A 13,356-nucleotide genomic window follows, 5' to 3' on the forward strand; every position below is an offset into this window, starting at 1 on the left:
AAGCAAGGGAGACATCATGAAACTGACTGTGGCACGACGCCTGCAAGTCATGACGCTGGGCGCAATTCTTACCCTGCTGGTGGCCGGCGGGATGGGCGCTTTCCATCTGCAGAAGCTTGCCGGTCTGGTGAGCTTCTTGAATGCCAAGATCATTCCCGGCATCCATTCGTTGAACGAGGTGCAGCGCGATTTCCTGCAATACCGCGCTTTCCTGTTCCGTCATGTCTTCAATACGGATCCGGCTCAAAAAGCCGAGCTGGATCTGCAGATGAAGAAGGTGCGAGGCAATTGGGAAAAAACTCTCGACGATTACGAGAAAAACCTGCCCGCCGATGAGGCCAACAGGCGGATGCTGGAGAACGACCGGCGCGAAATAGCTGCTTATTTGCAAGTAGCTGAGCGGATACTGGCCCATTCCCGCAAGGGTGAGAATAAGGCTGCCGTGGATATCATCAATTCCACGGTAGGTTCAAATTCGACAGACGTGCAAAAAGCCTTGTCCGCGCACGTAACCCATAATGAAAAAATAGCGATAGAGCTGGAGAAGCGCGCCGATTCAACGACGCAGACGGGATTGGTTGTGACTTTTGTCGTGATGCTGCTGGGTGCTGCAATTACTTCGATCATTGCATTTCTGTTGAGCCGAAGCTTGCTGCGTCAGTTGGGCGGTGAACCGGATGTCGTCGTTGCCGCTGCCGAGGCGCTTGTTCGGGGCGACATCTCGGAAAACTTGCCTGTTCGCGAAGGCGATACGTCCAGCGTCATCGCCGTGCAACAGCGCATGATCGAGAAATTGCGGACCGTGATTGTCGGGGTGCGCAATTCGGCGCAAACCGTGGCCAGCGCCGCCGAACAGATCAGCGCTTCTGCCCAGGCGCTGAACCAGACGGTTGCGAGGCAGGCGTCCAGCGTGGAGCAGACCAGTGCCACACTGGATGAAATGACGGCGACCGTTGCGCAGAATTCCGACAACGCCAAAATGACCGAGGGTATTGCCGCGCAATCGGCCCATCACGCCGAAGAAGGCGGCAGGGCGGTCAGCGAAACCGTGCAGGCCATGCAGAAAATCGCCGGCAAGGTTGGCGTGATCAACGACATTGCGTACAAGACCAATCTCCTGGCGCTTAATGCCGCCATTGAAGCGGCTCGCGTCGGCGAAGCCGGCAAGGGCTTTGCCGTGGTGGCCTCCGAGGTGCGCAAGCTTGCTGAACGAAGCCAGGCTGCGGCCCGTGAAATCAGCCAGCTGGCCAGCAACAGCCTTTCAGTCTCCGAGCATGCCGGAGCCCTGCTCAAGGAAATGGTCCCCTCGATCTGCAAGACTGCGGAGCTGGTTCAGGAAATCGCATCTGCTTCGCGCGAGCAGTCTTCCGGCGTAGAGCAGGTCAGCGTGGCGATGGGGCAGATTTCCCTGACCACGCAGGCTGCGGCGACTTCGGCCGAGGAGCTGGCTTCCACATCCGAGTCCATGAGCGAATCGGCCTTGCAACTGCAGGAAGCCATGAGCTGGTTCAGAACCTGTGCCGAAGTTGCAGGAAACCAGGAAAAAATCGTGCCTGAAGCCGTAGAGGATGTGCCCGTTCACAAGGTCGTCGCACCGCCGCCTGTTGCGCGGCAATGGGTCAAGGACGAGCCGATCGATGAAAGCAAATTTTCCAGATTCTGAGGGGAAGGGGACATGAACAAGAGCCATCATGAGCCTGCTTTGCAAGAGGCTGGGCAGCAAGATGCCCAGCAATACCTGACATTCCTGCTGGGGCGGGAAACCTTTGCCATAGGAATCTCCGGCATACGGGAGATCATCGAATTTGGCGGTATGACCAGCGTACCGCTCATGCCGCCATTCCTGCGCGGAGTGCTCAACTTGCGGGGGGCTGTTGTGCCGGTGGTGGATATCTCCGTCCGCTTTGGCCGCGAAGAAACGCCGATCGGCCCTCAGACCTGCGTGGTGATTCTGGAGGTGGCACATGAAGGAGAAATCCAGTATGTCGGGGTGCTGGTGGATTCAGTGAATGAAGTGGTGGAAATTGCAGCCGAAGACATTGAGCCTCCCCCCTCGTTCGGTTCCATGCTTCGACCGGAATTCATCCAGGGAATGGGCAAGGTAAACGGGCAGTTTGTCGTGTTGCTGAGCGTGGATTACGTTCTCTCCATCGATGAAATGGCGCAGATAAGCCATGTCGCAGAATCATCTGAACCCGCACACGAATAACGGCATGGCCCAGTACGATGCTCATGGCATATGGATGCCTGAGCTGAGCATGGGCGAGTTCAGGGAGCTGACCGAACTGCTTGGTTTGCATTTGGGTTTTCGTTTTCCGGACTCCAAGCAAAAACTGGTGGCCGCCCGTCTGGCTTCGCGTCTGCGCGATCTGGGGCTGGTTTCCTACCATGACTATTGGCTTCTGTTGCGTCGCCCTGAAGAAAAAACAGAATTGCAGCGGGCCATTGATCTGGTGACAACCAACGAGACCTCGTTTTTTCGCGAGCCCTCACACTTCGACTTCCTGCGCGACGAACTGATTCCGCCGTTGGCAAAACAGGGGCGCCCCGTCCGGATCTGGAGTGCAGCCTGTTCAACCGGGCAGGAGCCTTATTCCATTGCCATGACGCTGGCCGAGTCGCTTGGCATGCATGCTGATTGGCAGGTGCTCGCCACCGATATCAGCGAGCGGGTGTTGGCGCATGCCCGCCACGGACTGTATGCCATGCATGATGCCGATCAGATTTCGTTGGAGCTGCTCAAGAAATACTGTCTGAAAGGAAACGGGGAGTACGAGGGGCAGTTCTTGATTGAGAGGGCTCTGCGCAATCGGGTGCGTTTCAGCCAGGTCAACCTCATGAATGCCTTTGATCCGGAGCTTGCGCACTTCGACGGGGTATTCCTGCGCAACGTCATGATCTATCTTGAGAGTGACAGAAGAGATGAGATGATCGAACGTTTGAAGGACCGGATCAATCCGGGGGGCTACCTGATAGTAGGGCAAGCCGAATCGATGGCGATCAAGACAAGCGGTTTTACGCTGGTTCAGCCGTCCATTTACCGGCGGAACAGCTGAAATAACAATGGACCCGATCATACGGGTTCAAGAGGAAACGGGGAGTGAGATCGTGCCGATAAAAGTTCTGGTCGTCGATGACTCTGCGGTGGTACGGCAGGTCATCCAGGAAGTACTGTCCGTGGAAAGCGATATCCAGGTGATGGGGGCTGCTCCCGACCCGATTTTTGCCATGGAACGCATGAAGAAAGAATGGCCGGATGTCATCATCCTGGATATCGAAATGCCGCGCATGGATGGCATTACTTTCCTCAAGCAGATCATGGCGCAGCGCCCCACGCCGGTGATCATCTGTTCCTCGCTGGCGGAAGCCGGCGCCAAGGTGAGTATCGAAGCGCTGGCGGCCGGGGCGCTCAGCATCATTACCAAGCCCTCAATCGGCTTGCGGGGTTTTCTGCAGGATGCCTCGCTTGATTTGGTCCAGTCGGTGCGTACTGCCGCCAAAGCCCGGGTGAGTCGGCCAACTGCCGCTACGGGCGTCATGGCAGAGCGCAGCGTCACCCCCAAACTGACTGCTGACGTGATGCTGGAAGCGCCTTCGGCTGGCCGCAGTGCTTTGGTTCATGCGACCGAGCGGGTTATTGCCATGGGGGTCTCCACGGGAGGCACTCAGGCGCTGGAGGTGATCTTGCCGAATTTGCCGCTGAATGTTCCCGGCATGGTGATCGTTCAGCACATGCCGGAGAAGTTTACGGCGGCCTTTGCCGCGCGCTTGAACGGCTTGAGCACAATCGAGGTCAAAGAAGCGCAGAACGGTGATCGGGTGATGGCGGGACGGGCGTTGATCGCGCCGGGTGGCAAGCACATGATGCTCAAGCGCAATGCCAACAATTACTATGTCGAAGTGGCCGATGGCCCGCTGGTATCCCGGCATCGCCCGTCGGTGGATGTGTTGTTCCGCTCTGCCGCAAAATTTGCCGGCGCCAATGCAGTGGGTATCATCATGACCGGCATGGGAGACGACGGCGCAAAGGGGCTCAAGGAAATGCACGATTGCGGCGCCAAGACCTACGCCCAGGACGAGGACAGTAGCGTTGTGTTCGGCATGCCCAAAGAGGCGATCAAGCTGGGCGGGGTAGATCACATCGTACCCCTGCATCGTATTCCGGACATCATTACCAAAGCTTGAGGGAGTCGGTAGATGCCAGATTGGAAAAATTGTTCGGCTTTGGTGTTGGACGACAGCGCGTTGCAGCGGGAATTTGCCGTGGCGTTGTTGCATGAAATGGGTTTTGAAAATGTCCGCCAGGCAACGGATGGGCTGGATGCCATTTGTATTCTCGAAGCGCTGCCTCCGGGTGGTGTGGATTTCATCCTCAGCGATCTGGACATGCCGGGCATGGATGGCGTGGAGTTCCTGCAGAAAGTAGCCAAGAACCAGTGGGCGCAGCATGTGGTGGTCATGTCGGCGCGCGATTCGCGCATCCTGGATGCCGTTGAGAACATGGCCGCCGAAGACGAAGGGCTTAGTCTACTGTGTGCGCTGCCCAAACCGCTATCGCGTGATCGACTGGAAAGAGCGTTGCGACAGGCCGAATGGGGCAACGCGGGGGCGAGTGCCGAGAGGGAAGTCGATCAAGATACTCTGGATGAAATTCGACAGGCCATCGATGCCGGGAATTTTGTTCCCTACTATCAGCCTAAAGTGGATATTGCTACCGGTCTGGTACGGGGAGTGGAGGCGCTGGCGCGTTGGGAACACCCGGAAAGGGGGCTGATTTTTCCGGACAGATTCATCCCGGCCCTTACGCTTGAACAGTCCGTACTGATGCGGCAATTTACACTGCAGATGATGAAAGTCGTCATGGCCGACCTGTCTGCCTGGTTGTCGCGAGGCGTTTCTCTCAGTGTGGCGCTCAACATGCCGGCAGAGGCGTTGCTTGACATGACGCTGGCGGACAAGCTGTTTCAGATGACGCAGGCGGCAGGAGTTCCCGCGCGCATGGTGATTCTGGAAGTTACGGAAACCATGGTGATGAGAAATCTGTCGGTATCGATCGGCAGTTTGGCCCGGATGCGCCTCAAGGGGTTTGGTTTGTCGATGGATGACTACGGAGTTGGCTATTCTTCCATGCAGCAACTGAGCCGTTGCCCGTTTACCGAACTGAAGATCGACCGCTCGTTCGTGGATGGAGCCGTGAATCACCCCAGCCGTCGAGTGATTCTCGAAAGTGCGATCCAGATGGGACAGCGACTGGGGCTTGCCACTGTTGCCGAAGGTGTGGAAACCGAAGCCGACTGGAATTTGCTAAAAGAATTGGGTTGCGAAATGGGGCAGGGGTATTTCACGGGGAGACCCATGCCCGCCAGCGAGGTGATGGGCTGGATCAAGAGCAGAAGGGGAAAAATGGCCGAACCGGCTTGAGAACCTTGTTAACGCTCTTGCTGCGAAGCCGTGATCGGGGCTCATGCGCTGCTCTTCACACCGCTGACGGCTTCTCGCGACAGTGCGTGAACAGGTTCTGAGAGCCTGTTTGCGATCTTGCCGCGAGGCCTGGGTAGGGATTCATGCGCAGCTCTTCATCCCGAACATGGCAGTCTCTGCGTGACTGACTACCACGATAAGCAGGGGAGAATGTGATGTCCAACTGGAAGGAGTACTCCATTCTGGTTGTGGACGATAGCGCGATGCAGCGGGAGTTCGCGGTTGGTCTGCTGCGTGAAATGGGGTTTGAAAAAATCCAGCAGGCGGCGGATGGCGTGGGCGCGGTTCATGCACTTGAGTTACTTGCGCCCGATGGCGTGGACTTCATGCTGACCGATCTCGACATGCCGGGCGTGGATGGCGTCGAATTGCTGCGGGAAGTGGCAAAGCATCGCTGGGCGCAATACCTGATTGTCATGTCCGCACGGGAAGCCGGTATCCTGGATGCCGTGGAAGGCATGGCCTCCGAAGACGAGTCGATCAAATTGTTGTGCGCCTTGCCCAAGCCGCTTTCCAGAAACCGTTTGGAGCAGGCGCTGTCGCGTGCCGAACTGGGCGAAAACGGGCGTCAGAGAGAAGGGAGCGATGCATGGTCCGCTTCGCTGGATGAAATCCGCGAGGCCATGGAAAAAGGAGAGTTCGTCCCGTATTATCAACCCAAGGTGGATATTGCCAGCGGGTTGCTGCGCAGCGTCGAAGCACTTGCGCGCTGGAAACATCCGGAAAGAGGCATTGTCCTGCCGGGAAAATTCATTCCCGTGCTGGAAAACTCCGATCTGATGTGGCCGTTCACCCTGCAGATGATCAGGATGGTGCTGGCGGATCTGGCCGGCTGGCAGGCGAAAGGGATGTCCATCGGCGTGGCGGTCAACCTTTCTGCAGAAGCGCTGCTTGACATGGCGCTGGCGGACAAGCTGGAAAAAATGGTGAAGGAAGCGCGGGTTCCCCCGCCGCGCTTGATTCTCGAAGTAACGGAAACCATGGTCATGAAAAACCTTTCCGCATGTATCGGCAATCTGGCCCGCATGCGCCTCAAGGGTTTTTCACTGTCCATGGATGATTACGGGATCGGTTATTCTTCGATGCAGCAATTGAGCCGCTGCCCGTTCACCGAGCTCAAGATCGACCGCTCGTTCGTGGATGGTGCGGCCGATCATCCCAACCGGCGCGTGATTCTCGAAAGCTCGATCCAGATGGGCAAGCGTCTGGGCGTGACGACCATTGCAGAAGGAGTGGAAACCGAAGAAGACTGGCGTTTGCTTAAAGAGCTTGGCTGCGAAATCGGGCAGGGGTATTTTGTTGGCAAACCCATGCCTGCCGATGAACTGATTCGCTGGATCAAAAACAGAAAGGCACGATGAATTCCATTTTTGAATTGTACGTGACACAAAGACGAGCCACAGGCAGTGCAAATTGCGTGGCAAGACGTAGTCTCGGCGGTTTGGAAAAATGGAAGTGGGTGCCTGGATATCACGAAATGAAGCCATGGCTTGAAGGAGGTCGATATGCCTGACTGGAAAAAATACTCCGTTCTGGTTGTGGACGATAGCGCCTTGCAGCGGGAGTTCGCCGTTGCGTTGTTGCGCGAACTGGGATTCGAAAACATTCAGCAAGCAGCGGATGGTGTCGGCGCCGTACGCATTCTGGAAGCGCTTCCTGCCGGAGGCGTGGATTTCGTCCTTAGCGACCTTGACATGCCGGGCATGGACGGGATCGAACTATTGCGCGAAGTAGCCAAGAACCAATGGGCGCAACACCTGGTCGTGATGTCGTCGCGCGACCCCCGCATTCTGGATGCCGTTGAGAACATGGCATCCGAAGACAAGTCAATCAAACTACTGAATGCCTTGCCCAAGCCCTTGTCCAGGGAGCGGCTGGAGCACACCCTGCTCAAGGCTGAGCTTGAGGGAGTGGGAGGCAAGGTTGCCAGTACCGATGCCAATGCGGCGACGCTGGAGGAAATCCAGCGTGCCATGGCGGCAGGCGAGTTCGTTCCCTATTACCAACCCAAAGTGGATATCGCTTCCGGCCTGCTGCGCGGCGTGGAAGCGCTTGCGCGCTGGAAGCATCCGGAAAAAGGGGTGATCCCGCCTGCTCAGTTCATTCCGGTCCTGGAAAACTCGGAACTGATGCGCCCCTTCACATTGCAGATGATGAAAATGTTGCTGGCGGATTTGTCGAGCTGGTTGTCGCGCGGGGTTTCCATCACGGCGGCCATCAACCTCTCGGCGGAGGCGCTGCTGGACCTGACGCTTGCGGACAAGCTGGCACAGATGGTTCAGGAAGCACAGGTTCCGCCGCGCATGGTCATTCTGGAAGTGACGGAAACCATGGTGATGAAGAATCTTTCCGCCTCGATCGGCAATCTTGCCCGCATGCGCCTCAAGGGGTTCGGGCTTTCGATGGACGATTACGGAATCGGTTATTCCTCCATGCAGCAATTGAGCCGCTGCCCGTTCACCGAACTCAAGATCGATCGCGCTTTTGTGGATGGCGCCGTGGATCATCCCAACCGCCGCGTGATTCTGGAAAGTTCGATCCAGATGGGCAAGCGCCTCAACGTGACAACCGTTGCCGAAGGCGTCGAGACTGAAGCGGACTGGCGTCTCCTCAAGGAGTTGGGCTGTGAAGTTGGCCAGGGCTATTTCGCTGGCAAACCCATGCCGGCTGGCGAGTTGATCGGCTGGATCAAGGAAAACCGCCTGCGTCTGACAAGCTTGTTCGCCTGAACTGATCATCTGCTTCTGCATGGCTCCATCAATCCCCTGACCGGTTGCGGTCAGGGGCCTTTTTTTCGGGTGAACCCCTGTGGCATCTGTCGCTATCCATTCTTCGTATGTCGCCGATCTCGATCTTTTACTGCAACGCACGGACGACGAGGCGGCAAAACTGATCGGCCCCTGGTTGCAGCGCTTGGCCAGTGCACTGGATGAGGGACATTGCTGCGTGGAGTGTGCAGACGAGCTGCCGGTAGTTTTCGCGGGCGGACCGGGGGCATTCACGCCGCTGGTGCATGACGGTTCCAGGCTGTATTTCGCGCGTCACTGGCAGGAAGAGAGCACGGTTGCGTCCCGTCTCCTCGCCTTGGCAAAGCGGAACGTGGCCATCCCCGCCAACGCGGAAAAACTGCTGGCAGGTTATTTTCCGGAAGGAGAAAACGGGCAGAAGCAGGCCGCGCACAAGGCGCTTTCGTCGGCCCTGACCGTAATTGCCGGAGGTCCGGGAACGGGCAAAACGACGACGGTGATGCGTCTGTTGGCCGTTCTGCTGGCATCGGCCCCGGCAGCGCTGAAAGTGTGCCTGGCCGCACCGACCGGCAAAGCGGCGCAGCGCATGAGCGAGAGCGTGCGCCTCAACAAGAACAAGCTGGATGACCTTTTCGTGCGGGATGCCATCCCGGAAACGGCGCTTACCCTGCATCGTTTGTTGGGGTACAACCCGGATACCGGCCGGGTGCGTAACGATGCGGCCAATCCACTCGATCTGGACCTGCTGGTTGTCGATGAGGCTTCGATGATCGACCTTGGCTTGATGGCGCGTCTTCTGGCAGCGCTGCCTGCTCATGCCCGGCTGATCCTGCTTGGAGATCCCGATCAGTTGCCTTCCGTGGATGCCGGGAGTGTGTTTTCTGACTTGTGTGCATTGTCGACAGGTCCGGTCGCAAGCCGGGTTGTACGTCTGCGCTACAGCCACCGTTTCGGCTGCGACAGCGGCATTGGTGAGCTTGCGCGATCCGTGAATGCTGGTGACGTGCCTGCGATGCAGGAAGTGCTGGCCAAGGGGTATCCGGACCTGGAATGGCGTGAAAGCTGGTGCGAACAGGAGCTGTCAGAACGAGCTTGTGCCGGCTACGCCGCATATCGCAATGCAGTTTTGCGCCGAGCGCCGGTTGCGGAAGTTTTTGCGGCATTCAACGATTTTCGTTTGCTGTGTTGCCGTCGCGAAGGAGCCAGAGGCGTGGCGAAGCTCAATTCCCTGGTTCAACAGACGTTGTTCGGGCGAAGCGGGGAATGGTTCGCCGGCCGCCCGGTGATGGTGACCTGCAATGATTACAACTTGCAGCTTTTCAATGGCGATATCGGAATTGTCCTTGAAGGTCCCGATGGCTTGATGGTCTGGTTCGAGTCGGAAGGAGGCAGCTATCGCAGCCTGCATCCATCCCGCATTCCCAGTCATGAGACGGCGTTTGCCTTGACGGTGCACAAGAGTCAGGGATCTGAATTCTCCGAGGTATTGCTGGTTCTGCCCGAAGAAGTCGGTCAGGGAGAAGCTCGCAATTTGGTTTATACCGCCCTTACCCGCGCCCGGCAGAAAACGGCTCTCTGGGCGCAGGGGAATGTACTGGCCGCGGCTGTTTCGGCGCACGGTGGGCGATTGTCAGGGCTGGGTAGCAAGCTGCAGGGGCTCCAGGCCAAACCTGCGTGACTGGCCACTAGTCGTCGCTGGGGGCGGGTTGTTTGACGGGCTCTGGCGCCACACTCGGGAAAATGATCGAAAAACGGGTCCCGCTTCCCGGTGCGGAAGAGACTGAAATGGTTCCCCCCAGGGTTTGTGTGACCAGGTTGTAGACGATGTTCAGCCCCAACCCGCTGCCGCCTGCTCCGCGACGCGTGGTGAAGAAGGGGTCGAAGATGCGGCCGATATGGCTGGCTTGAATGCCCTTGCCGTCGTCCGAGAAGACCATGCGTACCACCCCCTCATCCTGCTCTGCCTCGATGCACAGAGTGCCTTGTTGCCCCGGATCGAACGCATGTGCGATGGTGTTGGTAACCATGTTGGTGATGATTTGCGATAGCGCACCCGGATAGCCATCGATCTTGATGTCCTCCGGACAATCCACGTCAACGGTCAGCGCGCTGTGACGCAAGGTCGGACGCAAGCTGAGGATGACTTCCTCAATGTACTCCTTGAGATCGTAGGCCCGGCGCGCTTCCGATGTCTGATCCACTGCGACGCGCTTGAAACTCTGGATCAGCGCCGCGGCTCTCTCGGCGTTGGTCTGGATCAGTGCGCTGGATTGAACGGCCGTTTCGGTATAACGCAACAAATCCGATTTCTTGATGGTGCCGCTTTCGATGTTTTTCTGGAAGCTTCTGGAATCCTCGGACAAGACCGAAGCGCTGGTCAGAATCACGCCCACAGGGGTGTTGATTTCATGGGCGATGCCGGCGACGAGCCCCCCCAGAGAGGCCATTTTTTCCGCTTGTACAAGACTGTTCTGGGTTTCCTTGAGTTGCTGCAATGCTTTTTCGGCCGATTCCTTGGCTTCACGCATCGCATCCTCGGTTTCCTTGCGTTTGCGCAGGTCATCCAGCAGCCGCCGGGCAATCCGGTTGTAACCGCTCGTGACATCCGAGAACTCGATGAACTGGCTGGCGGGCAGGCGCAAGGCTGCATCGGAAATGCCGGCATCGGTCTGGTCGGCGGCCCGCTGCAGCATGTCATGCAATTGCTTCAAGGGACGGACGAGCAGGAGGGTCAGACTGCGAGAAAGCGCCAGAACCAGAATGATGTCCAGTATGACAATTTCGGCAACCTTGGAAATGACCTGTTTCTGCAACTGTTGTTCCATCGGTGCGCTTGAGAGCCGCACCAGAACCTTGCCGATCGAGCGTTGCGGGTTGTCCTGATAAAAAACGTCAAATTCGATTTCATCGCCATAACGCGATGGTTGTTTGGTGAGCCGTTCTACTCGACCGATGCCGCTGGAAACGCGTCCGGCAACCATTCGGCCGTTGTTCTCGATCACGATTTGCTGGATTTTGGGCGAAATCATTTCCGAATCCAGAATCCGGTCGAGCTGGTAGTCGTCGAAATTCCATAGCGGACTGGGAAGTGAGGTTTCCAGGCGGCTTCTGAGCGATTTCCCCGTTTGCGTCAGATCTTCCGCGAGTTCGGCCTGGGTGCGCCAATAGGAATAAGCGCCGGATATCCCCAAGAGCAGGGTGATGACCACGACGAAGAATACATTCAGGCGGCGACGGATGCTGTTCATGGCGATGACTGCAGGGAGACCCTTTTACTTTAGGGGGTTGTTATTACAAGATCAACAAGATTGCCGGTATCGGGCTACCAAGTCGGCCAGGAAGGTCAGCTTGCCGTGAAAAAAATGTCCCGTTCCCGGCATGACGACGACAGGCAGATGCTGGGGCCGGGCCCAATCCAGGACGGCTCCAAGCGGGATGACTTCGTCTTCCTCTCCGTGGATGACCAGCGTATGTGCCGGAACCGTGGGGAACTCGTAACGGGAAATGGCCGGCCCGATCAGGATCATGTCCTCAGCTTCGTGCTCACCCAGACGTTGCCGTAATTGGGCCTGAACGTAGGTGCCGAAAGAAAAGCCGGCCAGGGTCAGCCGCTGTAGCTGGGGGTTTTCTGCCCTGGCATGGGCAAGGACAGCTGCCATGTCGTCAACCTCGCCGTGCCCCTTGTCGTGACAGCCCTCCGAGTTTCCCACGCCGCGCAGGTTCGGACAGTAGGCAACGTACCCCAGGCGCGAAAGGGTCTTGGCCAGCGTATGGACGATCTTGTTGGTGAAAGTGCCGCCTTCGGTTGGATTGGGATGTGCGACCAGCGCGATGCCGCAGGGAATTTCCCGTGCCGATGCAAGGCGCAGACATTCCAGCCGCCCCTCTGGACCGGCAATTTCAATGAGCTCGAAGCTCGGCGCTTTGCGCGAAGGGATCATATTTTCAACCGCTCGACGATCCAGCCGCCGATAATGTGTTCATCAATGATCTGGTCGATGTCGTTCTGGTTGGTGTAGCTGTACCACACGCCTTCCGGATAGATGACCAGCAGCGGCCCTTTGTCGCAACGTCCGAGGCAGCCGGCCTTGTTGATACGCACTTTGCCCGGGATGCCGAGTTTCAGTATCCGGATGCGTTCCTTGGCGTACTCGAACAGTTCTGTTGCGCCGAGGTTGTTGCAGCAGGACTCACCGGCTCCCCGCTGGTTCAGGCAAAAAAACACGTGATGCTTAAAATAGCTCATGGGCAGTTTCTGTAGACTGGGCGGTCGATGAAACAGTTTATGGTCAGCAGGCAGGATGTCGCTACTCCCCCGATACAAAAAGTCTTCTTGCAAAGAACTTTGCACGGTAATTGTGCATATCGGGTTGACCAATATAAGCATCTGCTTTAAAGTGGTGCATGCATCGGGGTGCAATTGATTGCATCTTGATGGTTTCTCCTTTGTAGATGTCGTTGATGAACCCGGAACGCAGCCCGTTTCGGGTTTTTTTTGTCTGTTTGTTTTTTCGATGTGTTTTTTGATGTTCCGGCCGCTGGCGGTTACACTGTTTTCAAGCCTCTCGAATGAGGGGCTGTCGTGAAACTTCGAAGGGCCCGATCATGAGTCAATTCTGTACCATCGATACCCCGATGCTGGCATCGCTCTCCCGGGAGGCACGGGCACTGCCGCGAAAACGCAAGAACCACAATTTTCATGCTTCCGAAAAAGCTGTTTGTCACCGCCTGCTCAACGCCATCGAGCCGGACAGCTATATCCCTCCGCATCGACACCTTTCTTCAGACAAAGACGAAACCATTCTCGTACTGGCCGGGCGCATAGGCGTTCTGGCCTTCGACGACAAAGGCATTGTAACCATGCGCCGGATCATGGCCCCGGCTAGCGGTACGGTAGGCGTCAACATTCCCGCCGGGGTTTTTCACAGCATGGTGGCGCTGGAGCCGGGGTCGGTGTTTTTTGAGAGCAAGGCCGGCCCTTACGAACCGCTGAAACCGGAAGAAAAAGCCCCTTGGGCACCGGCTGAGGATGCCTTTGGCGCCAATGACTATCTCGCGTTCATGGCGGATTTCTTCCGTCCGTAAACCCCGCCATTTGCGGAAGAGTAGTCGTAAAAAACGGCAGGCC

12 protein-coding genes are annotated in these 13,356 nt (G+C 57.2%); 9 read left to right on the forward strand and 3 right to left on the reverse strand.

Features of this window, described 5'->3' with window-relative positions; all coding sequences use genetic code 11:
- Positions 1–16 precede the first annotated feature (16 nt).
- From BMZ36_RS00750 to recD, 8 genes are all read left to right on the forward strand, one after another.
- A complete protein-coding gene (locus BMZ36_RS00750; protein WP_091189716.1) occupies positions 17–1,663 on the forward strand; it encodes a HAMP domain-containing methyl-accepting chemotaxis protein in 1,647 nt (548 codons plus the stop codon).
- 12 nt (positions 1,664–1,675) lie between these two features.
- Positions 1,676–2,209, forward strand: a complete 534-nt coding sequence (locus BMZ36_RS00755) for a chemotaxis protein CheW (protein ID WP_091189720.1) — start codon at positions 1,676–1,678, stop codon at positions 2,207–2,209.
- On the forward strand, positions 2,175–3,056 hold the full coding sequence (locus BMZ36_RS00760; RefSeq protein ID WP_218142588.1) for a CheR family methyltransferase: 882 nt from the start codon (positions 2,175–2,177) through the stop codon (positions 3,054–3,056). The genes BMZ36_RS00755 and BMZ36_RS00760 overlap by 35 nt, the downstream gene beginning before the upstream one ends.
- 52 nt (positions 3,057–3,108) lie before the next feature.
- The gene (locus tag BMZ36_RS00765) at positions 3,109–4,185 is read left to right on the forward strand and encodes a protein-glutamate methylesterase/protein-glutamine glutaminase (protein ID WP_281242171.1); all 1,077 of its coding nucleotides are present in this window, start codon (positions 3,109–3,111) and stop codon (positions 4,183–4,185) included.
- A gap of 12 nt (positions 4,186–4,197) precedes the next feature.
- Positions 4,198–5,421, forward strand: coding sequence for an EAL domain-containing response regulator (locus BMZ36_RS00770; protein ID WP_091189724.1), 1,224 nt, complete (start codon positions 4,198–4,200; stop codon positions 5,419–5,421).
- Positions 5,422–5,636: 215 nt separating this feature from the next.
- A complete protein-coding gene (locus BMZ36_RS00775) occupies positions 5,637–6,842 on the forward strand; it encodes an EAL domain-containing response regulator (RefSeq protein WP_091189729.1) in 1,206 nt (401 codons plus the stop codon).
- Between the two features lie 144 nt (positions 6,843–6,986).
- Positions 6,987–8,210 (forward strand): EAL domain-containing response regulator, encoded by a 1,224-nt coding sequence (locus tag BMZ36_RS00780; protein ID WP_091189732.1) that lies wholly within the window; start codon positions 6,987–6,989, stop codon positions 8,208–8,210.
- 79 nt (positions 8,211–8,289) lie between these two features.
- Positions 8,290–9,906 carry an exodeoxyribonuclease V subunit alpha gene (recD, locus tag BMZ36_RS00785; RefSeq protein WP_091189735.1) on the forward strand — a complete coding sequence of 539 codons (1,617 nt, stop codon included), beginning with the start codon at positions 8,290–8,292 and terminating at the stop codon, positions 9,904–9,906.
- Positions 9,907–9,913: 7 nt separating this feature from the next.
- On the opposite strand, the gene BMZ36_RS00790 is transcribed toward recD, so the two are convergent.
- The 3 genes from BMZ36_RS00790 to BMZ36_RS00800 are packed head-to-tail and all read right to left on the reverse strand — an operon-like array spanning position 9,914 to position 12,474.
- On the reverse strand, positions 9,914–11,476 hold the full coding sequence (locus BMZ36_RS00790) for a sensor histidine kinase (RefSeq protein ID WP_091189737.1): 1,563 nt from the start codon (positions 11,474–11,476) through the stop codon (positions 9,914–9,916).
- Positions 11,477–11,527: 51 nt separating this feature from the next.
- Entirely contained in the window at positions 11,528–12,169 is a 642-nt protein-coding gene (locus BMZ36_RS00795; RefSeq protein ID WP_091189740.1) for an alpha/beta hydrolase, read from the reverse strand.
- Positions 12,166–12,474: a (2Fe-2S) ferredoxin domain-containing protein gene (locus tag BMZ36_RS00800; protein WP_091189743.1), complete on the reverse strand. Its 309-nt coding sequence runs from the start codon at positions 12,472–12,474 to the stop codon at positions 12,166–12,168. Before BMZ36_RS00800 ends, BMZ36_RS00795 begins: the two co-directional genes overlap by 4 nt.
- Before the next feature lie 359 nt (positions 12,475–12,833).
- Here BMZ36_RS00800 and BMZ36_RS00805 point away from each other — a divergent pair, with 359 nt between their 5' ends.
- Complete coding sequence (locus BMZ36_RS00805; protein ID WP_177187719.1) at positions 12,834–13,313, forward strand: WbuC family cupin fold metalloprotein; 480 nt, start codon at positions 12,834–12,836, stop codon at positions 13,311–13,313.
- Positions 13,314–13,356: the final 43 nt, after the last annotated feature.

The sequence above is a fragment of the Formivibrio citricus genome, from assembly GCF_900115065.1.
Taxonomy (GTDB): Bacteria; Pseudomonadota; Gammaproteobacteria; order Burkholderiales; family Chitinibacteraceae; genus Formivibrio; species Formivibrio citricus.